This is a genomic window from Mycobacterium sp. E1747 (genome assembly GCF_001667775.1).
Taxonomy (GTDB): Bacteria; Actinomycetota; Actinomycetes; order Mycobacteriales; family Mycobacteriaceae; genus Mycobacterium.
Genome location: NZ_LZJI01000170.1, coordinates 15,368 through 36,614 on the forward strand (window position 1 = coordinate 15,368; position 21,247 = coordinate 36,614).

At 67.5% G+C, this 21,247-nt stretch carries 19 protein-coding genes and 1 pseudogene; 10 read left to right on the forward strand and 10 right to left on the reverse strand.

What is annotated here, in order from left to right; genetic code table 11:
• Window positions 1-55 precede the first annotated feature (55 nt).
• Window positions 56-973 carry an SAM-dependent methyltransferase gene (locus A5695_RS16435; RefSeq protein WP_068084102.1) on the reverse strand — a complete coding sequence of 306 codons (918 nt, stop codon included), beginning with the start codon at window positions 971-973 and terminating at the stop codon, window positions 56-58.
• On the opposite strand from A5695_RS16435, the gene A5695_RS30325 reads away from it, so the two are divergent.
• Window positions 972-1,187 (forward strand): hypothetical protein, encoded by a 216-nt coding sequence (locus tag A5695_RS30325; protein WP_369830200.1) that lies wholly within the window; start codon window positions 972-974, stop codon window positions 1,185-1,187. The genes A5695_RS16435 and A5695_RS30325 overlap by 2 nt on opposite strands.
• 22 nt (window positions 1,188-1,209) lie before the next feature.
• Here the strand turns inward: A5695_RS30325 and A5695_RS16445 are convergent, their stop codons facing one another.
• From A5695_RS16445 to A5695_RS16460, 4 genes are all read right to left on the reverse strand, one after another.
• A complete protein-coding gene (locus A5695_RS16445; protein WP_068084107.1) occupies window positions 1,210-2,076 on the reverse strand; it encodes an LLM class flavin-dependent oxidoreductase in 867 nt (288 codons plus the stop codon).
• An 89-nt stretch (window positions 2,077-2,165) separates the two neighbouring features.
• Window positions 2,166-2,930 carry an STAS domain-containing protein gene (locus A5695_RS16450; protein WP_068084172.1) on the reverse strand — a complete coding sequence of 255 codons (765 nt, stop codon included), beginning with the start codon at window positions 2,928-2,930 and terminating at the stop codon, window positions 2,166-2,168.
• A gap of 401 nt (window positions 2,931-3,331) precedes the next feature.
• Window positions 3,332-4,321 (reverse strand): DUF4873 domain-containing protein, encoded by a 990-nt coding sequence (locus tag A5695_RS16455; RefSeq protein WP_231974872.1) that lies wholly within the window; start codon window positions 4,319-4,321, stop codon window positions 3,332-3,334.
• Between the two features lie 236 nt (window positions 4,322-4,557).
• Window positions 4,558-5,463 carry a diiron oxygenase gene (locus A5695_RS16460; RefSeq protein ID WP_068084113.1) on the reverse strand — a complete coding sequence of 302 codons (906 nt, stop codon included), beginning with the start codon at window positions 5,461-5,463 and terminating at the stop codon, window positions 4,558-4,560.
• A 120-nt stretch (window positions 5,464-5,583) separates the two neighbouring features.
• On the opposite strand from A5695_RS16460, the gene cobF reads away from it, so the two are divergent.
• From cobF to A5695_RS16475, 4 genes and pseudogenes are all read left to right on the forward strand, one after another.
• On the forward strand, window positions 5,584-6,327 hold the full coding sequence (cobF, locus tag A5695_RS16465) for a precorrin-6A synthase (deacetylating) (protein WP_068084116.1): 744 nt from the start codon (window positions 5,584-5,586) through the stop codon (window positions 6,325-6,327).
• Between the two features lie 5 nt (window positions 6,328-6,332).
• Window positions 6,333-6,575, forward strand: a pseudogene (locus A5695_RS29725) (DNA-formamidopyrimidine glycosylase family protein); the annotation flags it as partial.
• A 153-nt stretch (window positions 6,576-6,728) separates the two neighbouring features.
• Window positions 6,729-7,196, forward strand: coding sequence for a zinc finger domain-containing protein (locus A5695_RS29730; RefSeq protein ID WP_231974873.1), 468 nt, complete (start codon window positions 6,729-6,731; stop codon window positions 7,194-7,196).
• An 84-nt stretch (window positions 7,197-7,280) separates the two neighbouring features.
• Window positions 7,281-8,030: an SDR family oxidoreductase gene (locus A5695_RS16475; RefSeq protein ID WP_068084121.1), complete on the forward strand. Its 750-nt coding sequence runs from the start codon at window positions 7,281-7,283 to the stop codon at window positions 8,028-8,030.
• Window positions 8,031-8,227: 197 nt separating this feature from the next.
• Here the strand turns inward: A5695_RS16475 and pgi are convergent, their stop codons facing one another.
• A complete protein-coding gene (gene pgi / locus A5695_RS16480) occupies window positions 8,228-9,892 on the reverse strand; it encodes a glucose-6-phosphate isomerase (RefSeq protein WP_068084124.1) in 1,665 nt (554 codons plus the stop codon).
• Window positions 9,893-10,110: 218 nt separating this feature from the next.
• Window positions 10,111-10,443 (reverse strand): chorismate mutase, encoded by a 333-nt coding sequence (locus A5695_RS16485; protein ID WP_082946141.1) that lies wholly within the window; start codon window positions 10,441-10,443, stop codon window positions 10,111-10,113.
• A gap of 545 nt (window positions 10,444-10,988) precedes the next feature.
• On the opposite strand from A5695_RS16485, the gene pcrA reads away from it, so the two are divergent.
• Complete coding sequence (gene pcrA, locus A5695_RS16490; protein WP_068084135.1) at window positions 10,989-13,322, forward strand: DNA helicase PcrA; 2,334 nt, start codon at window positions 10,989-10,991, stop codon at window positions 13,320-13,322.
• Window positions 13,323-13,434: 112 nt separating this feature from the next.
• On the opposite strand, the gene A5695_RS16495 is transcribed toward pcrA, so the two are convergent.
• Window positions 13,435-14,010: a hypothetical protein gene (locus tag A5695_RS16495; RefSeq protein ID WP_068084140.1), complete on the reverse strand. Its 576-nt coding sequence runs from the start codon at window positions 14,008-14,010 to the stop codon at window positions 13,435-13,437.
• Between the two features lies 1 nt (window position 14,011).
• On the reverse strand, window positions 14,012-15,058 hold the full coding sequence (locus tag A5695_RS16500; protein WP_156749696.1) for a M23 family metallopeptidase: 1,047 nt from the start codon (window positions 15,056-15,058) through the stop codon (window positions 14,012-14,014).
• Between the two features lie 323 nt (window positions 15,059-15,381).
• Here A5695_RS16500 and sucC point away from each other — a divergent pair, with 323 nt between their 5' ends.
• The 3 genes from sucC (at window position 15,382) to A5695_RS16515 (ending at window position 19,090) form a co-directional block, all read left to right on the forward strand.
• The gene (gene sucC, locus A5695_RS16505) at window positions 15,382-16,545 is read left to right on the forward strand and encodes an ADP-forming succinate--CoA ligase subunit beta (RefSeq protein WP_068084145.1); all 1,164 of its coding nucleotides are present in this window, start codon (window positions 15,382-15,384) and stop codon (window positions 16,543-16,545) included.
• Window positions 16,546-16,556: 11 nt separating this feature from the next.
• On the forward strand, window positions 16,557-17,459 hold the full coding sequence (gene sucD / locus A5695_RS16510) for a succinate--CoA ligase subunit alpha (RefSeq protein ID WP_068084147.1): 903 nt from the start codon (window positions 16,557-16,559) through the stop codon (window positions 17,457-17,459).
• A 110-nt stretch (window positions 17,460-17,569) separates the two neighbouring features.
• Window positions 17,570-19,090, forward strand: a complete 1,521-nt coding sequence (locus A5695_RS16515) for an acetyl-CoA acetyltransferase (protein WP_068084149.1) — start codon at window positions 17,570-17,572, stop codon at window positions 19,088-19,090.
• A 73-nt stretch (window positions 19,091-19,163) separates the two neighbouring features.
• Here the strand turns inward: A5695_RS16515 and A5695_RS16520 are convergent, their stop codons facing one another.
• Complete coding sequence (locus A5695_RS16520) at window positions 19,164-20,012, reverse strand: LLM class F420-dependent oxidoreductase (protein WP_068084156.1); 849 nt, start codon at window positions 20,010-20,012, stop codon at window positions 19,164-19,166.
• Between the two features lie 265 nt (window positions 20,013-20,277).
• On the opposite strand from A5695_RS16520, the gene A5695_RS16525 reads away from it, so the two are divergent.
• A complete protein-coding gene (locus A5695_RS16525; RefSeq protein ID WP_068084166.1) occupies window positions 20,278-21,162 on the forward strand; it encodes a DUF5336 domain-containing protein in 885 nt (294 codons plus the stop codon).
• Window positions 21,163-21,247: the final 85 nt, after the last annotated feature.

Below are 21,247 nucleotides of genomic sequence, written 5' to 3' on the forward strand. Positions count from 1 at the left end.
ACGGTTTTCGGCCCACAACCGTCCGTAGGCCCCACACTCGGTGGCCTCGCACGCGCTAAAGCCGCACGGCCCGAACGAATTTGATCGTGGTGGCCGGAACTTGTTGCGCCGCTTGCCCCAACTCCGGCAGGCCGGCCGCGGAGAACAGGTCGGTGAGCCGCGATACCGCGGTTTCCCACCCGTTCTCGTGCAGCAGCGCGGCGACGTCGGTGTGTGCGCCGGGGTAGGTCAGGCCGGTGAGATCCATCTCGAGTCCCCACCGTCGCCAGCCCTCGGTCATCAGCCGGGCTTGCTCCTGGTCCTGCGGCGAACTGCCCGTCACCGTCCCGAAGTCGGCGGCGAACCGGCTGCCCTCGGCGGACAGCGGGATGATCGAGTCCAGCAGCCGAACCTCGGCCTCCGGCGGAAGCCACCCGATCAGGACACCCTCCGCGAGCCACGCCGTGGGGTGGGCCGGATCGAAGCCCTCCTCCTGCAGCGCCGCCGGCCAATCCTCCCGCAGATCGATGCCCACGGTCCGAAGCTGGGCGGTGGGGGCCGCCCCGATCTCGGCCATCGTCGCCATCTTGAACGCGATCACTTCGGGCTGGTCGATCTCGTACACCGTCGTCCCGATCGGCCAGCGCAACCGATAGGCGCGGGAATCCAGCCCCGACGCCACGATCACCACCTGCAGCAGGCCGGCCTGGCCGGCCGCGGCGAAATAGTCGTCGAAATACCGGGCACGGGCGGCGAAGGTGTCGACCATCCGGAGAAACCCGACGTCCCGTTCGAGGTCGCCGGCGTCGAGTTCGCCGCTGGCCAGCTTGGTGAACACGTCCAATCCCACGGCACGCACCAGCGGTTCGGCGAAGTCGTCCGTGACCACCGGTTGCGGTTGCCTGCTCGCGGCGGCCCGCGCGGCGGCGACCATGGTGGCTGTCGCTCCCACGCTGTTGGCCAGGTCCCAGCTGTCACCTTCGGTTCGTGCCATGCTCTCTCCTTCGACGTGCCGGCCCAACCACGGTATGCCCCTGCCGGTGAACACCGTCGTCGCCACCGTTGCGCGCATGCCCGCAGTCAACGGTGTGGCGGTCGGCGAAGGGCTGGCATTCACGCTGGTGCCCGATGTCCGGGTCGCCTGGGAACACGCCGGGTTCGGGTCTGTGAGGGCGCCCGATGGCGGCGGCCCGCTTCGCCCGGCGTGAACGCCGTGCTCGCGATCGCCGTCTACACCTTCGCGATGACGTTCTCCGCGAACATCTCGAGGTTGCGGATCTTGTTTTCCAGCGGCTCGGTGTCGTTGCCTTTGATGTAGGGGATGCGGAAGCCGACGATGGCGTCGGTGACGCCCTTGTCCTCGAGGCGTTTGATCCCGTCGACGGTGTAGGCGTCGGCCGAGATGACGTGAATCTGGAACGGTCCCGTCTTGCCCGCCTCTTCGCGATACCGCTTGAGCTTGGCGATGAGCCCGTCGAGTTCCGCCGGGTCGCCGCCCCCATGCATCCAGCCATCCAGGCGGGCCGCGCGGCGCAGCGCCCCGTCGGCGTGCCCGCCGATCAGGATTGGGATCGGTTGGGTGGGAGCCGGCGCCATCTTCGTCTTCGGGATGTCATAGAACTCGCCGTGGAACTCGAAGTAGTCGCCGGTGGTGAGTCCCTGGATGATCTCGATGCATTCGTCCATGCGCTTGCCGCGCTTGGCGAAGGGGACGCCCAGCAGTTCGTAGTCCTCCGGCCACGGGCTGGTGCCGACGCCGAATCCCACCCGGTTGTTAGTCAGCGCGGCCAACGAACCGATCTGCTTGGCCACCAACGCCGGCGGCCGGATCGGCAGCTTGAGCACGAAGAAGTTGAAGTGCAGCTTCGTCGTCACCGCGCCCAAAGCGGCTGTCAGCACGAAAGTTTCGATGAACTCCTTGCCGTCGAGGAACTCGCGATCACCGTCGGGGGTGTACGGGTACTTCGAATCTGACTCGAAGGGGTAGGCAATGCTGTCGGCGATCGTCATCGCGTGGTACCCGGCTGCCTCGGCAGCCTGAGCCAGCGGAATGTAGTACTTGTGGTCGGTCATCGCCTCCGCGTAGGTGAACCGCACGTCATCCGCCTTCCTGGAAACCGGTCGTCACACGAGATTAGAACGTGTTCTAGTTCTACCCGTGGCCGGGTTCCCAGCACAATAAGGCGTCAGAGCTGGTTCTCGGGGCCGATGACCGCCCACACCGTCTTGCCGCTCGCGGTGGGCGTGCTGCCCCACGCGCGTGACAGCGCGTCGACGATCGCCAGACCGGAGACGTCGATGCCGGTTGTCGGCGACGGCAGCCGCACGGCCGGGGCGTGGCTGGTGTCGGACACCGCGATGGTCGCCGTCGCGCCGTGGCTCTCGAGCCGCATGATGGGAACGCTCGGGGTGTGCTCGAGGACGTTCTCGACGAACACGTTGACCACCACCAAGGCGACGGGAATCAGCGTGGATTGCGACCAGGTGGTCAGCCACTCGCGGACCAGGCGGCGCGATTCGCGCAGGCTGGTCAGGTCGGCGGGCAGCTGAGCGTCGGCACGACGCACGGCACGCCGGCTCTGCTGGCTGAGCGCCTTCAGCGCCGCCTTTTCGGTCGAGTACGCCGGCACGAAGTAGGTGACGCCGCTGCGGGAAATCGCCTCGCGCGTTCCGCGCTGGGCGCAGACCAACACGATCGGAACGTTCGGATTGCTGCGGACCTGCCAGTGCGCGCCGATGAAAGTGGACCACGCCAACTCGGCGAGCACCTTGAGCGCGGAGATGTTGACGATGACGGCGGCCGGCTCATCGAGTGTGGCCTGCAGGATGTGGTCTCGGAGCGTCGCGGAGTTGCTGGCGTCGAGGACACCGTCCACGGTTAGAACGGTCGCGGATTCTTCCGTCCGCGCCGCGACGGCCAGCGAGCTGGGGGACTCAGCTATCGAGCTCACCACCGCAACCCCTTTCCCTGCGGGGGCCTCTGGTGTCGAGGCGCCCGGACCTCCGCCTGGGTCGGGTCGTCCGGTTCCATCACTGCTCCTCGAATCGCACCCGGGCCAACTGCTTGAGTATCCGCCCTCGGCGGCAAAAGTCTAATCCGGGCCGAGCGGCCTGGCCGCCTCCGGAAAGCGCAGCCCACGGGCGTCGATTCGAGAGCGCGCGGCAGGCAGCGCGGTGTGAGTGAGGCGCGTGCCCGTCCCCACCCGTTCGAGGCTCCCGCCTCTACCGCGCCGAACACATTGTTCGTTTCTGCTGCGCAGCACGCGCATTCCCCCGGACTACCACCTTGCGCGTTCCCCCAAACGCCATGACGACACCGAAAAACCGCGGTCGAGCAGGAAAGGTGGGCGGGTCAGCCCGAGGCGTACGGCGGGGCGCCGACCCCGGCGACCGAATGTGTGCCCCACGGCGTTCGTTCCACGATGCGGGCGGTCGCGCTGCGCCGGCCCACGGTCAACGTCACGCTCCGAGCTAGCCCGAGCGCCTCGTCGGGCAGCGGCCGCGACGGCGACGCGAAGACCGTCCCCTGCCAGTGGTAGCGGCCGTCGATCGGGTCGAGGTGTCCGGTGAGCCGGACCCGCACCGGATGGCGGGCGCCGGCGATCTCGAGCGTCGCGGTGCCGTCAAAGGTGTCGTCGCGCTCCGGTGCGTTGGCCGACAGGTCGAAGGCGGAGGCCACCGGCGGGGCCTGGCCGGGTGTCAGCTGCGCGCGCTCGTTGAAAACCTGCAGGCTGCTGGCGCGCACTTCGATGCGGCTGCTGGCCGTGCGCTTCATCAGGAGCAAACACTCGGCGATGTACCGCGCCTGCGCGCCGGTGTCGGGCCCGATGATGAAGAAGTAGTTGGGGAAGCCGCGAGCCGCCACACCGCAGAACGGCTCCATGCCGTCGTGCCAGGCCTGCCGAATGGTCAGCCCGCCGGCGCCGACGAGCGTTGCATCGGCCAGCTCCTGTGGTATCGAGAATCCGGTGCCGTAGACGATGGCGTCGACGCAGTGCTCGACACCGTCATAGGTGCGGATGCCCGACGCCGTCACCGCTGCGATCGGCGAGCCCGCCAGCTTGATCGACGGGCGATGGGCGGCGGCCGGTCGGAGTGGGTGCCGCAACCGGCGTTTGACGCGCGTGGAAAACAGCGGCACCTCGGTCACCACCCGGCGCGGCGAGTGGGCGAAGACGGTGACCGACGCCGCGACCCGGGTCAGCCTGCCGATGTGGTGCCCGGCGCTGGCGTCCGTGCCGACGAGCGCGATGCGCTTGCCGGACGGATCGAACTCGGGGGCCCAGGCGGCCGCGTGAAACCAGGGGCCGGGAAAGTCGTCGCGGCCCGCGATGTCGGGCAGCCAGGGAACGAACGGCGGCTCGGCGGTGATGACGGCCCGCGCCCGCACGACCTCGCCGCCGGCCGTCGTCAACAGCCAGGTGTCCGTCCCGTCGTCGAACGCCGATTGCACCTGCGCGACGGGCTCGTCGAGGATGACGAAATCGGTGACGCCCGCGGCCGCCAACGCGGAAGGAGCGCCGTGCGCGGCCAGAACGGCCACGGGGTGCCCGGAGTCGGCGAGGCCGCGCGGCCGCGTCACAGAAACCTGCTGCGTTTCCAGCCGCGGCGTGCAATCGGGCCCAGCAGACCGACCTCGGTCAGGAAGGCCGCCAGTGGGGCGAATCCGGCCACCTGTATCTCGCGGCGGTGCCCGCTGGTGCGCGCGATGTGTCGCGCCCGCACCGGGTCCAGACCCGTGCGGGCGTACGGGATGGGGTTGCTGAACAGGTAGTTGAAGAAGTAGCCGCCCAGCCCGTTGATGTTGGCCATGAACCAGCGGTTGATCCGGGGCATTTCGGCTACGCGTTTACGGGCGCCGTCGCGGGCGAATTGGATGTGGCGCGCCTCCTCGGTGACGTGAATCCGCATGAGGCGCTGGATGATTGGTTGCAGCTCCGGGTCGTCCATCATCTGCCGCTGCAGCGAATCGAAGATCTCTTCACCGATCAACGCGGCCACCCACAACATCGAGCCCCGCTGAAACGCCAGCGGAAGCGCGTTGATGATCATCCGGTGAAACAGTCTTGGCCGCACCGGCTTTGCGCCGATGCGCTCGATGGCCTTGCCGAACATGACCATGTGACGGGTCTCGTCGCCCAGCTCGGTCAGCTTGTAGTGGGTGGACTTGCTCGTGGGGTCTTCGTGCAGGATCGTGCGCAGCAACGATTGGTTGAGCATGTTCTCAAACCAGATCCCGGCCGACAGCGTGTTGACTAGCTCCTGGCGTGAGAGTTCGATCTGTTGCTCGCGGGTCATTTCGTCCCACATCGGGGTGCCGTACAGCGACACCAGGCGCGGCGGCAGGTAGAACTTGTCCGGATCCAGCGGGGCGTCCCAGTCGATGTCGACGACGGGCTCGTAGGACTTCTTGACCGAGCCCCTGAGCAGGCGCTCCGAGAACTCTTCACGACTCGGCCCGCCTGGCTTCACCGCAGTTGTCATGCGCTGGCGTCCCTTCATTGGGTGCTTCAGACGGTACCCATGGTACTGGGTACTTTGGGTCCCGACTAGGCCCTCTGGGTTTCGATTCGGCAATCTATTGCAAGCGACAAGGAGGGTTTCTTGGGCCGGCATATCCACGTCATCGGCATCGGCGCCGGCGACCCCGACTATGTGACGGTTCAGGCGATCGAGGCACTCAACCAGACCCAGGTGTTCTTCGCGATGGACAAGGGCGAGGTGAAAAGCGACCTGGTGGCGCTGCGACGAGAGATCTGCTCCCGGTTCATCCGCGAGCGCGGCTACCGCTTCGTCGAGCTACCAGACCCCAAACGGTCCGCCGGCTCCAACTATCGCCAGGCCGTCTCGGACTGGCACGCCGCACGGGCGCGGATCTGGGCGGATGCGATCGCCGCCGAGCTGGGAGCCGATGGCGTCGGCGCATTCCTGGCCTGGGGTGACCCGTCGCTGTACGACAGCACGCTGCGCATCCTGGAGGCGGTGGCCACCGAACTCCAGTTCTCTTTCGACGTGATTCCGGGCATCACCGCGGTGCAGGCCCTGACCGCCCGGCACCGCATCCCGCTCAACGAGGTCGGGGAACCGGTGCTGATCACCACCGGTCGGCAGCTGCGCACGCACGGGTTGACCGGCTCGGCGGTCGTCATGCTCGACGCCGAATGCTCATTCCAGAGGTGCCTTCCCGAAACCCGCATCTGGTGGGGCGCCTACCTGGGCACCGCCGACGAGCTGCTGGTGGCCGGCACCGTCGGCGAGGTCGGCGGCCGCATCGCTGCCCTGCGGGCCGAGGCCCGCGCTCGTCATGGCTGGATCATGGACACCTATTTGCTCAGACCGGCAGACTGAAGGGCGTGCCCGAACTGCCCGAGGTCGAAGCCCTGGCCGACCATCTGCGCCGCCATGCCGTCGGCTTGACGATCGGTCGCGTCGACGTCGGCGCGCTGTCCGTGCTCAAGACGTTCGACCCGCCGCTCAGCGCGCTGCACGGCCGGCCCGTGACCGGGGCCCACCGCTGGGGTAAATACCTCGGGCTGCAGGCGGGCGAGCTGTCCTTGATCACTCACCTGTCGCGCGCGGGATGGTTGCGCTGGTCGGACAAGCTGGCCGCGGCGCCGCTGCGCCCCGGCAAGGGCCCAATCGCCCTGCGCGTGCACCTGGGCACGCCCGGCGAGGCGCCCGGCTTCGACCTCACCGAGGCCGGCACCCAGAAGCGGCTTGCCGTCTGGCTCGTCGTGGACCCGCGAACCGTGCCGGGCATCGCCGCCCTGGGACCCGATGCGCTGGAGCTCACCGTCGACGATCTCGCGGGCCTGCTGGCCGGGAACACGGGTCGGATCAAGACGGTCATCACCGACCAGAAGGTGATCGCCGGCATCGGCAACGCCTACAGCGACGAAATCCTGCACGTCGCCAAGATCTCCCCGTTCGCCACCGCGGGCAAGCTGACCGACGAGCAGCTCACCACCCTGCACGACGCGATGGGGTCGGTCTTGCGCGACGCGGTGAGCCGGTCCGTGGGCCAGGGTGCGGCCACGCTCAAGGGCGAGAAGCGCTCCGGGCTGCGGGTGCATGCACGCACCGGCCTGCCCTGCCCGGTGTGCGGGGACGCCGTGCGCGAAGTCTCCTTCGCGGACAAGTCATTTCAATACTGTCCGACCTGCCAGACCGGCGGCAAGGTGCTGGCCGACCGGCGGATGTCGCGGCTTCTCAAGTAGGCGACGAGCGCGACGTTTCGTGCCGAAAACCCCCTTCCGGGTCCGATAACCCGACGCTCGACGGGCACTGGATATGCTGCCCGGATGACTCGTCAGAAGATCCTCATCACGGGTGCCAGCTCCGGCTTGGGCGCAGGCATGGCGCGGGCGTTCGCCGCCAAGGGCCGCGACCTGGCGCTGTGCGCACGCCGTACCGAACGACTCGACGAGCTGAAAGCAGAACTCTCCCAACAGTATCCGGGCATCAAGATCGCGGTGGCGGCGCTGGACGTCAACGACCACGAGCAGGTGCCGAAAGTCTTCGGCGAACTCAGCGACGAGCTCGGCGGCGTCGACCGCGTCATCGTCAACGCCGGAATCGGCAAGGGTGCGAAACTCGGCTCGGGCAAGCTATGGGCCAACAAGGCGACCCTCGAGACCAATCTTGTTGCCGCGCTGGTGCAGATCGAGGCCGCGCTGGCGATGTTCAACAACACCGGTTCGGGCCATCTCGTGCTCATCTCCTCGGTGCTGGCCAATAAGGGCGTGCCGGGCGTCAAGGCCGCCTACGCCGCGAGCAAGGCCGGGTTGAGCTCGCTGGGGGAATCCCTGCGGGCCGAATACGCCAGGGGCCCCATCAAGGTTTCGGTTATCGAGCCCGGCTACATCGAATCGGAGATGACGGCCAAGACGGACACCACAAGGTTGATGGTGGACAACGAGACTGGCGTCAACGCGCTCGTCGCCGCCATGGAACGCGAACCTGGCCGGGCGGCGGTGCCGTGGTGGCCGTGGGCGCCGCTGGCGCAGGTGATGCGGGTGCTGCCGCCCCCACTCACCAAGTGGTTCGCTTGAGTCAGTGCTCAACTGGCGTGTAATGCGCCGCGTTGCTGGTGTATTCGGGCTTGCAGGTCGCCAACCGTAGCTTGAGAAGCCCGATCACGTAGGCGTCGGTGATGTCCGGAAGCACGGGGATGCGGCTGGCGTGGCTGACCGCGGTGAAACGTACGGCGACTGGGCTCCGACGTCATGCTTCGCCGGGGCTGAGGCTGTCAGCTGGTGCGCCCGCGCTCGGTCCGGTAGCGGCGCACCAGCGCGTCGGTCGAGCTGTCGGACTGCGGCGCCGGCGAGCCGTCGGACGTGATCACCGGGAGCAGCGCCTTGGCCTGCGTCTTGCCCAGCTCCACGCCCCACTGGTCGAACGAGTCGATGCCCCAGATGACGCCCTCGGTGAAGACCTGATGCTCGTAGAGCGCGATCAGTTGGCCCAGTACCGACGGCGTGAGCCGGTCGGCCAGGATCGACGTCGACGGTCGGTTGCCGGGCATCACCTTGTGCGGCACGATGTCGGCCGGGGTGCCCTCGGCGGCGATCTCCTCGGCGGTCTTGCCGAACGCCAGCACCTGGGTCTGGGCGAAGAAGTTGCTCATCAGCAAGTCGTGCATGCTGCCGGTGCCCTCGACCGTGGGCAGGTCGTCGAGGGGCTGGCTGAAGCCGATGAAGTCGGCCGGCACCAACCGGGTGCCCTGATGAAGCAACTGGTAGAAGGCGTGTTGGCCGTTGGTTCCCGGCTCGCCCCAAAAGATTTCGCCGGTGTCTGTGGTGACCGGGGTGCCGTCGGCGCGGGTCGACTTGCCGTTCGACTCCATGGTCAGCTGTTGCAGATAGGCGGCAAAGCGGGACAGATCGTTGGAATAGGGCAGTACCGCGCGCGACTGGGCGCCCATGAAGTTGGCGTACCACAGCCCGATCAGCCCCAGTAGCGCCGGCGCGTTGGACTCCAGCGGGGTGGTCTTGAAATGCCGGTCCACGATGTGGAACCCGGACAAGAAATCGGCGAAGGCCTCCTTGCCGATGGCGGCCATCACCGAGAGGCCGATCGCCGAATCGACCGAGTACCGCCCGCCGACCCAATCCCAGAAACCGAACATGTTGTCGGTGTTGATGCCGAAGTCGTCGACCAGGCGCTTGTTGGTGGAGACCGCCACGAAATGCTTGGACACCGCGGCGTCTCCGAGCGCGTCGGTCAGCCAGCGGCGCGCGGCGGTCGCATTGGTGAGGGTCTCCAGCGTCGAGAACGTTTTCGATGCGACGATGAAAAGCGTTGTGGCAGGGTCCAAGTCGGCCAGCGTGGCGATGAGATCGGCCGGGTCGACGTTGGAGACGAAGCGGGCCGAAATCCCGGCGTCGGCGTAATGGCGCAGTGCCTGATACACCATCACCGGACCCAGATCCGACCCGCCGATGCCGATGTTGACCACGGTGCTGATTCTTTTTCCGGTGGCCCCGGTCCATTCACCGCTGCGTAACCGGTCGGTGAAGTCGCCCATCCGGTCCAGCACGGCGTGCACGTCCTCGACGACGTTGTGGCCGTCGACGATCAGCTCGGCGTCGCGGGGTAGGCGCAGCGCGGTGTGCAAGACCGCCCGGTCCTCCGAGACGTTGATGTGCGCGCCGGCGAACATCTGGTCGCGACGCTCCTCGAGGTTAGCCGTGCGCGCGAGATCGATGAGCAGTCGCAGCGTTTCTCGGGTGATGCGGTGTTTGCTGTAGTCGATGTAGAGGTCGCCGACCGAGACGGTGAGTTCGCGGCCGCGGTCGGGATCCTCGTCGAAGAACCGGCGCAGATGCGTCGCGCCGATTTGTTCGTGATGCCTGCGCAGGGCGTCCCACGCTGGAGTGGCGGTGATGTCGGGGAGGCTTTGCGCGGAGGTCATACTTCGACCCTAGTGACGGTCGCAAGCGCGGCGTAGCCGGGCGCGGCGGGCCGTCACCGTCGGGCTAGTGACGGTCGCAAGCGCGGCGTAGCCGGGCGCGGCGGGCCGTCACCGTGTCGCTAGTGACGGTCGCAAGCGCGGCGTAGCCGGGCGCGGCGGGCCGTCACCGTGTCGCTAAAGCGGGTGCGCGGCGACCCGGCCCGGCGTGACTGGCGGCCTCAGTGGCCGAGCCGGCCCCTGCCCAATCGCAGCAACAGGATCGCGAGGTCCTTGCCGTCGGGACCGAGTTCGCTGTAGCGCTCGATGACCTTCATCTCGCGGCTGTGCACGAGCCGCGTGCCGCCGGATGCCATCCGGACCTTGCCGATCGCCTGAGACACCTCGGTGCGCCGCTTCACCGCGGCCAGGATCTCGGCGTCCAACCGGTCGATCTCGTGGCGCAAGTCGTCGATGTTCAACTCTTCGGTGTCGGCCGTCTGTGGGGGTTCCACCGTCTCAACCTTCATCTCTGCTAACTCCGCGTTCTCGGGATGTGGGGGTTGTGGTCTCATCCGGTTTCGGGCCTCACAAAAGAGATGAGCCCCGGTCTGCGGAAGCGGACCACGGGGCTCTGACCAAAGCAGCTAGACCACGGGGACCGCGAACCGGTACCCGTAGAAAAATCGGCGGCAGTTCGGGGTGGTGGACTGCCGATGGCACTGCGCGTTGAGCACCAAACGAGTGTGCCACTAAAATCCGCTCCCGCGCAAAAACGTCGGGGTGAACTGGCCATTACGCGTCAGGGGGCCGGCGGCACTCGGTCGAGCCGACGCCCGGCGCCCACGGTTGCTCAGCGGTGTGGGTTGCATTAACGCCGGAGGAAATTGTGCGGCGCAGGTGGATTCTGCGGCATTGACTTGACGCAAATCCCCGCTCGATTATCACCGGCTCTTGGACGTGGGTGTAATTATTTCCATTTCAATATGAGATCGCGTATTGGATTGCGAAATACCGTTTATGTCGGGGTGCATTTGGCTTCCTCAGGGCCGCCGGGGCACTAGCCTGGTCTGACGCCTGGACGCGTTGCGTCGGTGGGCGGCGGTAAGTTTGGACCAACATGAGTGTGTATGTAACCGATGCCAATCTGGCCTCCGAGGCGGATCAGCTGCTCGAGGGCCTCAACCCGCAACAGCGCCAGGCGGTGGTGCACGAGGGTTCGCCGCTGCTGATCGTGGCGGGGGCCGGCTCGGGCAAGACCGCGGTCTTGACGCGTCGTATCGCCTACCTGATCGCGGCGCGCGGTGTCGGGGTGGGCCAGATCCTGGCCATCACGTTCACCAACAAGGCAGCGGCCGAGATGCGCGAACGCGTGGTGCGGCTGGTGGGCAACCGGGCCCGCGCCATGTGGGTGTCCACCTTCCACTCGACGTGCGTGCGCATCCTGCGCAACCAGGCGTCCTTGATCGACGGCCTCAACTCCAACTTCTCGATCTACGACGCCGACGACTCCCGCCGCCTGCTGCAGATGATCGGGCGCGACATGGGGCTCGACATCAAGCGCTACTCGCCACGGCTGCTGGCCAACGCCATCTCCAGTCTGAAGAACGAGCTCATCGACCCCGCCGCGGCGGTGGCGAAACTGGCGGACGACTCGGACGACCTGACGCGCACCGTGGCGTCCGTTTACGGCGAATACCAGCGGCGGCTGCGCGCGGCCAACGCGCTGGACTTCGACGACCTGATCGGCGAGACCGTCGCGGTGCTGCGGGCCTTCCCGCAGATCGCCCAGCATTACCGCCGGCGGTTCCGTCATGTCCTGGTCGACGAGTATCAGGACACCAACCACGCCCAGTACGTGTTGGTGCGGGAATTGGTCGGCCACGACGCGACGGGGTCGCCCGACGACGTGCCGCCGGCGGAATTGTGCGTTGTGGGCGATGCCGACCAGTCGATCTATGCGTTCCGCGGCGCCACCATCCGCAACATCGAGGACTTCGAGCGCGACTATCCCGACGCGATAACCATTCTGCTGGAACAGAATTACCGCTCCACGCAGAACATCCTGTCGGCGGCCAACTCGGTAATCGCCCGCAACTCCGGGCGCCGGGACAAACGGCTGTGGACCGACGCCGGCGCCGGCGAATTGATCGTCGGCTACGTCGCCGACAACGAGCACGACGAGGCCAGGTTCGTGGCCGAGGAAATCGACGCCCTCGCCGACCGCGGCGAGATCACCTACAAAGACGTGGCCGTGTTCTATCGCACCAACAACTCGTCGCGGTCGTTCGAAGAGGTGTTCATCCGCGCAGGCATTCCCTACAAAGTTGTTGGGGGAGTGCGGTTCTACGAGCGCAAAGAGATCCGCGACATCGTCGCTTATCTGCGGGTGCTGGACAACCCGGGTGATGCGGTCAGCATGCGGCGCATCCTCAACACCCCGCGCCGGGGCATCGGTGATCGCGCCGAGGCCTGCGTGGCGGTCTACGCCGAGAACACCGGCGCGAGTTTCAACGACGCGTTGGTGGCCGCCGCCGAAGGCAAAGTGCCGATGCTCAATTCGCGCGCGGAGAAGGCGATCGCGGGCTTCGTCGAACTGCTCGACGAGCTCAGGGGCCGACTCGACGAGGATCTGGGCGATCTGGTCGAGTCCGTCCTCGAACGTACCGGCTACCGCCGAGAGCTGGAATCGTCCACCGATCCGCAGGATCTGGCCCGGTTGGACAACCTGAACGAACTCGTCAGCGTGGCACACGAATTCAGCACCGACCGGGCCAACGCCGCCGCGCTGGACGAGTCGTTGCAGGCCCCAGACGACGAGGACGTGCCAGACACCGGTGTCCTGGCGGAGTTTCTGGAACGGGTCTCCCTGGTTTCCGACAGCGACGAAATCCCCGACGACGGCGCCGGCATGGTCACCCTGATGACGTTGCACACCGCCAAGGGGCTGGAGTTCCCGGTAGTGTTCGTCACTGGCTGGGAGGACGGCATGTTCCCGCACATGCGGGCGCTGGACGACCCGACCGAGCTCTCCGAGGAGCGGCGGCTGGCCTACGTCGGGATCACCCGCGCGCGTCAGCGCCTGTATCTGAGCCGGGCCATCATCCGGTCATCCTGGGGGCAGCCGATGCTGAACCCGGAATCGCGCTTCCTGCGCGAGATTCCGCAGGAACTGATCGAGTGGCGGCGCACCGCGCCGGCGCCATCGTTTAGCGCGCCGGTGAGCGGCGCCGGCCGGTTCGGTACGCCGCGCGCAGCCCCGACCCGCTCGGCCGCGGCCAAGCGGCCGCTGCTTGTGCTCGAGCCCGGCGATCGGGTGACGCACGACAAGTACGGTCTCGGGCGCGTCGAGGAAGTCTCCGGCGTCGGCGAATCGGCCATGTCGCTCATCGACTTCGGCAGCGCGGGGCGGGTCAAGCTCATGCACAATCACGCGCCGATCAGCAAGCTGTAGTGGCGGCCTAGCCCCGCCCGACTCCCGACCATGCGGTGAATCGGGAATTTGATATCGCGGGTGATATCAGATTCCGAAGCCGCCTGTTGGTCCGGCCGGGCCCGGTTAGCGGTCAGGCCTCCAGCCAGCGTTTGGTGCGCGGGTGCGTGGCCAGCACGACGCTGGCGATCGGCAGCAGCGGCAGCAGGTGCACGATCCACGCGACTCGGGCGCCGGCGATGAACACCCCCAGGTACGTCAGCACGGCGACCACGGCGCCGACCACGATGAGGTAGCGCCCGGACGGCCGGTTCTGCAGCAGCATGATCACGCCCGAAATCGTGGTCACGGCGAACACCAGGGCCAGAAACGCGACCGCGATGCAGAAGAGCCGGTCGGACCGCCACCAGCCGGCGACCAGATCGGTCGCCACCACTGATGTGGCCCATCCGCTGATGATGCTGACGGCGCAGGCCGCGACGGCCGTCCGGCCACTCGGCGCATCGGCCGCACCGGGAGTTCCTCGCAGCCCCGCGCGAGCCGCGCCCTGGTAGGGCGGCGGCTGTGTGGGAAGGTGGGTAGTCGGGGTTTCCGGCGCTATGGGGACAGGTCCGGTGGGTGCCCGGCGGATGATCCGGGTCTTCGAGTCCGACGGGGACGCGGATTCGGGCGGTTGCGGACCGGGTGGTGGTTGGTTAGGCGCGGTCACCTCAACCAGCGTAGTTACCGACCATAAGACCCCGCTGAGCCAACCACGGGACGGGATCGATTCGTTCGGTACCACCCTGGAGCACCTCGAAGTGCAGGTGCGGGCCGGTGGAGTTACCCCGATTGCCCATGGTGGCGATCTGGTCGCCGGCCATCACGCGCTGGCCGACGCTGACCAGCGTGGTGTTGATGTGGCCGTAGAGCGTGACCGTGCCGTCGGCATGGCGCAGTTTGACCAGCATGCCGTAGCCGGCGGCGGGGCCCGAGTCGATGACGACGCCGTCGGACACCGCGTAGATCGGCGTCCCGATCGCGTTGGCCAAATCGATGCCGGCGTGCAGCACCCCCCAGCGGTAACCGAAGTTGGAGGTGAAGATGCCCTTCGTCGGCATCACATAGAGCGGCTGCTGCAGCCGCGCCTCACGCTGAGCGCGGTCGTTGGCGAACGCTACGCCCTTGGCGAGTTCCTGGTTGTGCACCGCGGCCGTGGCCGCCGGCTGGAGCGCGATGACCTGGGCGCCGCGAATGGTGTTGTTGGCCGAGCCGCCGGTGAGCGCCGACGCGTTCGCGGTCAGCACGGCCTCGGTCTTCGGTGTATCGGCGTGGCTGGTCGCGGTGTGCGCCGCCGCGGCGGCCGCGCCGGCGGCCATTGCGGAAATCAGCAGGCGACCCCTGGTCGCGCTCGTCGGCTGCTTGCGATGCGCTCCGCCGTGCCGGGCGACGGCGACGACGTCGGTGGTGTGCACCCGACGCGGGCGGGGCTCGGCGGGTCCGATGACCACCCGCGGCTGCACTTCGATCACGGGAGCGGCGAGCCACAGCGGCGTCGGGTCGTCGGCCTCGTTCAGGTCGTCGAGCTCCGGGGCCAGCAGCACCTGCGCTTCGTTGTCGAAGGTGGAGTCGTTGCTGTAGTCCAGGTCGCCCAGATCGCCGACCTCGTCGCGCCAATCCAGGTCATCGAAATCGAAACCGTCGAGCGGGAGGATCTCGGTGACTTCGTTGCGATGGGGCTCGATGCCCCGGGCGCCCGCCGCGCGGCCAACCCTCACCACACCTGCTGTTTCAGCAGTAGAAGAAGCCAAACGGTGCTGGGACAAGCTGGAATGTCCTCGTATCGTGACCATAACGTTATCTGGACCCTGAGACGGTATCCGCTAACTCGCGGGACTGGCAACCGCGTGGAGCAATCCCGTGGAAATTGTGATTTGGGTCACGAACCGGGTATGCCGCTAGGCCGTGAGCTGTGCCACATCGTCGGACGCGCCGGAAAGGGGCGGTTTGCCAGTGGATACAGTTCGTCCGTGCGAGTTGCCGATCGCGGCACCGCCGATCAAGAGGCCTAGCAGTTGAGTCGAGCGAAGACAGAGAGTCCATGGACCTTTTCGAGTATCAAGCCAAAGAATTGTTCGTCAAGCACAACGTACCTACCACGCCGGGGCGAGTGACCGACACCGCCGAGGGCGCAAGGGAAATCGCGAGCGAGGTCGGCGCCCCAGTGATGGTCAAGGCGCAGGTGAAGGTCGGCGGCCGGGGCAAGGCGGGCGGCGTCAAGTACGCGGCCACCCCCGATGACGCCTACGAACACGCCAAGAACATCCTCGGCCTCGACATCAAGGGGCACGTCGTCAAGAAGCTGCTGGTCGCCGAGGCCAGCGACATCGCCGAGGAGTACTACATCTCCTTCCTGCTCGACCGGGCCAACCGCACCTACCTCGCCATGTGCTCCGTCGAGGGTGGCATGGAAATCGAGGAGGTCGCCGCCACCAAGCCCGAGCGGCTGGCCAAGGTGCCGGTGAACGCCGTCAAGGGCGTCGACCTGGCGACCGCGCGGTCCATCGCCGAGAAAGGCCACCTGCCGGCCGAGGTGCTCGACGCCGCCGCGGTGACCATCAACAAGCTGTGGGAGCTCTTCGTCGCCGAGGACGCCACCCTGGTCGAGGTCAACCCGCTTGTGCGCACCCCCGACGACCGGATCCTGGCCCTCGACGGCAAGGTCACCCTGGACGCCAACGCGGACTTCCGTCAGCCCGGCCACGCCGAGTTCGAGGACCGCGACGCCACCGACCCGCTGGAGCTCAAGGCCAAGGAGCACGACCTGAACTACGTCAAGCTCGACGGCGCGGTCGGCATCATCGGCAACGGCGCAGGCCTGGTCATGTCCACCCTCGACGTCGTCGCCTACGCCGGCGAAAAGCACGGCGGGGTCAAGCCGGCCAACTTCCTCGACATCGGGGGTGGCGCGTCGGCCGAGGTGATGGCCGCCGGCCTGGACGTCATCCTGAACGACAAGCAGGTCAAGAGCGTGTTCGTCAACGTGTTCGGCGGCATCACCTCCTGCGACGCCGTCGCCAACGGGATCGTGACCGCGCTCAACATGCTGGGCGACGAGGCCAACAAGCCGCTCGTGGTGCGGCTGGACGGCAACAACGTCGACGAAGGCCGGCGCATCCTGGCCCAGGCCAACCACCCGCTGGTAATCCAGGCCGACACGATGGACGCCGGAGCCGACAAAGCCGCCGAGCTGGCGAACAAGTAAGGGAGCCAACAATGTCGATCTTCCTGAACAAGGATTCCAAGGTCATCGTCCAGGGCATCACCGGCGGCGAGGGCACCAAGCACACCGCGCTAATGCTGAAGGCGGGCACCCAGGTGGTGGGTGGGGTTAACGCCCGCAAGGCCGGCACCACCGTCTCGCACGTCGACCCCGTCGGCAAGGATGTCGAGCTGCCGGTGTTCGCGACGGTCGAGGAAGCGATGAAGGAGACCGGCGCCGACGTGTCCGTCGTCTTCGTGCCGCCGAAATTCGCCAAGGACGCGATCATCGAGGCCATCGACGCGGAGATTCCGCTGCTGGTCGTCATCACCGAGGGAATTCCGGTGCAGGACACCGCTTATGCGTGGGCCTACAACATCGACAAAGGGCAGAAGACCCGCATCATCGGTCCGAACTGTCCGGGTATCATCACGCCGGGCGAGGCGCTGGCGGGTATCACGCCGGCCAACATCACCGGCCCGGGGCCGGTCGGTCTGGTGTCCAAGTCGGGCACGCTGACCTACCAAATGATGTACGAGCTGCGTGATTTCGGGTTCACCACCTCCATCGGCATCGGCGGCGACCCAGTGATCGGTACGACGCACATCGATGCCATCGAGGCGTTCGAGAAGGACCCCGACACCAAGGTCATCGTGATGATCGGTGAGATCGGCGGTGACGCCGAGGAGCGCGCGGCCGACTACATCAAGGCCAACGTCTCCAAGCCGGTCGTCGGCTACGTCGCGGGATTCACTGCGCCGGAGGGCAAGACGATGGGCCACGCCGGTGCCATCGTGTCGGGCTCCTCGGGCACCGCGGCCGCCAAGAAGGAGGCCCTGGAGGCGGCCGGCGTCAAGGTGGGCAAGACCCCGTCGGAGACGGCGGCCCTGGCGCGGGAGATCCTGCAAAGCCTGTAGCCCCCGGTGGCGATCGCGAGCGCGGCGTGGCCGGGCGAAGCGGGTCGCCACCACCGAAGCGGGCCACCCCGATTAGGTGTTGAGCGGGCGCTGCGGTAGATAGTGGATCTATGAATCTCGACCCGAACACTCCGGTCGTCGTCGGCGTGGGGCAGGCCGCCGAGCGCATCGACGACCCGAACTACCGCGGGATGTCGCCCGTGGAGTTGGCCGCCGCGGCGGCCCGGGCCGCTGTCGACGACTGTGGAGCCGAGGAGGCCGGTGCGGCCATCGACACGGTGGCCGGTGTCCGGCAGTTCGAGATCTCGGGCACGATCAACGCCCCGCTGGGCCGGTCCAACAACTACCCGCGATCGGTGGCCAACCGCCTCGCCGCCTCACCTGCGCGCGCGATCCTCGAGATCGTCGGCGGCCAGGGCCCTCAGCACCTGATCAGCGAGCTGGCCGGTGAGATCGCGGCGGGCCGCTCGCAGGTCGCGATGGTGTTCGGTTCGGATGCGACGTCGACGCTGCGCTACTTCGCGAAAGCCGAAGCCAGGCCCGACTTCACCGAGACGGTCGACGGTGATTTGGAGGACCGCGGGCAGGGCATCGAAAAGCTGGTCTCGCGCTACACCGTCATCCACGGGCTAACCAGCGCGCCGATCCAGTACGCGCTGCTGGAGAACGCCCGGCGGGCCGGCACCGGGCTGGGGCCGGCGGAGTATCGCCGCCGGATGGGTGAGCTGTTCGCGCCGTTCACCAAGATCGCAGCCAGCAATCCGTTCGCCGCCGCGCCGGTGGAGCGCACGGTCGACGAACTGGTCACCGTCACAGACCGCAACCGGATGATCGCGGAGCCGTACCCGCGGCTGATGGTCGCCCGCGACCAGGTGAACCAGGGCGCGGCCGCGCTACTGATGTCGGTCGACGCGGCGCGCCGGCTAGGGGTGCCCGAAGAGAACTGGGTGTATCTGCACGGCCACGCAGACCTCGAGGAACAAGCGCTGCTGCAGCGTCCCGATCTCGGGCACGCGCCATCGCATGTCCTGGCCGTGCGGGACGCGCTGGCGATGGCCGGCATCGGCATCGACGACGTCGCCACGCTCGATCTGTATAGCTGCTTCCCGGTGCCGGTGTTCAACATCTGCGACGGCATGGGGATCGCGCCTGACGATCCGCGCGGCCTGACCCTGACCGGCGGGCTGCCGTTCTTCGGCGGGGCGGGAAACAACTATTCGATGCACGCCGTCGCGGAGACCATCGCGCAAATGCGAAGAATGCCAGGAGAATTCGGCCTCGTCGGTGCCAACGGCGGGATCCTGAGCAAATACTCCGTCGGCGTCTACTCCACCAGCCCGGCGGAATGGCAGGCCGACCGCAGCGCGCACGCGCAGAAGCAGGTCGCCGACTGGCCGACCGAGAAGGTGACCGAGCAGGCCGACGGCGTCGGCACCGTCGAGACCTACACGGTGCGACGCGACGACGGGCGTCCGACCGGGATCATCATCGGGAGGCTGGACGACGGCAGCCGGTTCCTGTCCACCACCGAAGACGACGAATTGATCGCGCTGCTGATCGAGGGCGATCCGCTGGGGCGGCGGGTGCGGGTGCGCTCCTTCGACCACGGCAACCGCTGCACGCTGGCCTGAAGCTTGAGTGGCGAGCAGACGCAAACTCGCATTGGTTCGCGCCGACGGATGCGATTTTGCGTCTGCTCGCGCGTCAGACCAGGGCAGCCAGTTTGCCCGCCAGCCGCTCGACGTAGGCGGCGACCTCGTCCTCGGACTTGTCCGGCAGGCCGAACAGCACCTCGGTCACGCCCAGCTCGGCCCACTTGGCGAGCTTCTCCGGGATCGGCTTGAAGTCCAGCGCCACGATCTGCGGGGCGCCGTCGCGGCCGGCGGCCGCCCAGGTGTCCTGCAGCAATTTGACCGGTTCGTCGATGTCGAAGTCGCGCGGGGTGGTGATCCAGCCGTCGGCGCTACGGGCGATCCACTTGAAGTTCTTCTCGGTTCCGGCCGCGCCCACCAGCACGGGAATGTGCGGCTGCACCGGCTTGGGCCACGCCCAGCTGGGCCCGAACTTCACGAACTCGCCGTCGTACGAGGCTTCCTCCTTCGTCCACAGCTCGCGCATGGCTTCGATGTATTCGCGCAGCATGGTGCGGCGCCGCGCGGGCGGCACGCCGTGGTCGGCGAGCTCGTCGGTGTTCCAGCCGAAGCCGACGCCGAGGCTGACCCGTCCGCCGGACAAATGGTCGAGGGTGGCAATGCTTTTCGCCAACGTGATCGGGTCGTGTTCGACGGGCAGGGCGACCGCCGTGGAGAGTCGCACCCGCGACGTGACGGCGCACGCTGCACCCAGGCTTACCCATGGGTCTAGCGTCCGCATGTAGCGGTCGTCGGGCAGCGAGGCGTCACCCGTCGTCGGGTGCGCCGCCTCACGCTTGATCGGGATGTGCGTGTGTTCTGGCACGTAAAAGGTCGTGAAGCCGTGTTCGTCGGCAAGCTTCGCGGCCTTCACCGGAGAGATGCCGCGGTCGCTGGTAAAAAGCACAAGCCCGTAATCCATGGGGAGAATTAGAACGTGTTCTACCTCCGCTGAGCAAGCTGCCGCCGCGTCTGCCGTCCCGGGTGAGGCCCACGGCACGGATCGCGGTCCAAGCCGGTGGCCACGGCACGGGCGTTCCGAAGTGCGCTAGCGTGGTTGGTCGATCGCGTCGCAACGCAACCGCCGGGCACGGCGTTTATGGAACGGCGCGCCCGCAAGCACAGCGTCGCGACCCAACCGCGGCGCCCGCAAAGGCACTTCACAGGCAAAGCAACAGGAGGAGCCAATGACCTACTCGCCCGGTAGCCCCGGATACCAACCCTCGCCACAGGGCGGCTCCTACGCAGGCGCCACTCCGTCGTTCACCAAGGACGACGACGGCGCCACCAAGCTCCCGCTCTACCTGAGCATCGCGGTGGTCGTGCTCGGCCTGGCCGTGTACCTGCTGAACTTCGGGCCGACGTTCACCATCGGCGCCGACCTCGGCACGGGCGTCGGCGGACGCGCCGGCGATGCCGGCACCGCGGTCATCGTCGCGCTCCTGGCCGCACTGTTGGCAGGCCTGAGCCTGGTCCCCAAGGCCAAGAACTACGCCGGCATCGTCGCGGTCATCGCGGTCCTCGGGGCGTTGCTGGCCATCACCGAGACCATCAACCTGCCCACCGGCGTCTCGATCGGCTGGGCGATGTGGCCCCTCGTGGCTTGCGCCGTGCTCCAGGCGATCGCCGCCGTCGTCGCCGTCCTGTTGGAGGCGGGCGTGATCACAGCCCCGGCGCCGCGGCCCAAGTACGACCCCTACGCCCAGTACGGCCAGTATGGGCAGTACGGCCAATACGGCCAGCAGCCCTACTACGGTCAGCCCGGCCAGCAGCAGTCGCCCCAGCACCCGGGATACGGATCGCAGTACGGCGGCTACCCCAGCCAGGCCCCGACCCAAAGCGCCGTCCCGACCGGCGGTTTCGGCGCGCAGCCCGCACCGCAATCGGGGCCCCAACAGTCCGCGCAGCAGGGGCCGTCCACGCCACCCACCGGCTTCCCCAGCTTCAGCCCGCCGCCGGCGACCGGTTCGGGCTCCGAGGGTTCGGCCCCCAATTACCAGGGCGGGGCCCAGCAGTCCTACGGCCAGGAGCAGCAGCCGCCCTCGTCGCCATCTGGTCCAGCGCCGGCCTAACCGTGCGCCTGCGCGCCTAAGTCGGGACGTGCGCCGAGAGTGACACGGGTGGAAAACAGCCGGCCAGCGGGCGCTCGCCAAGCGC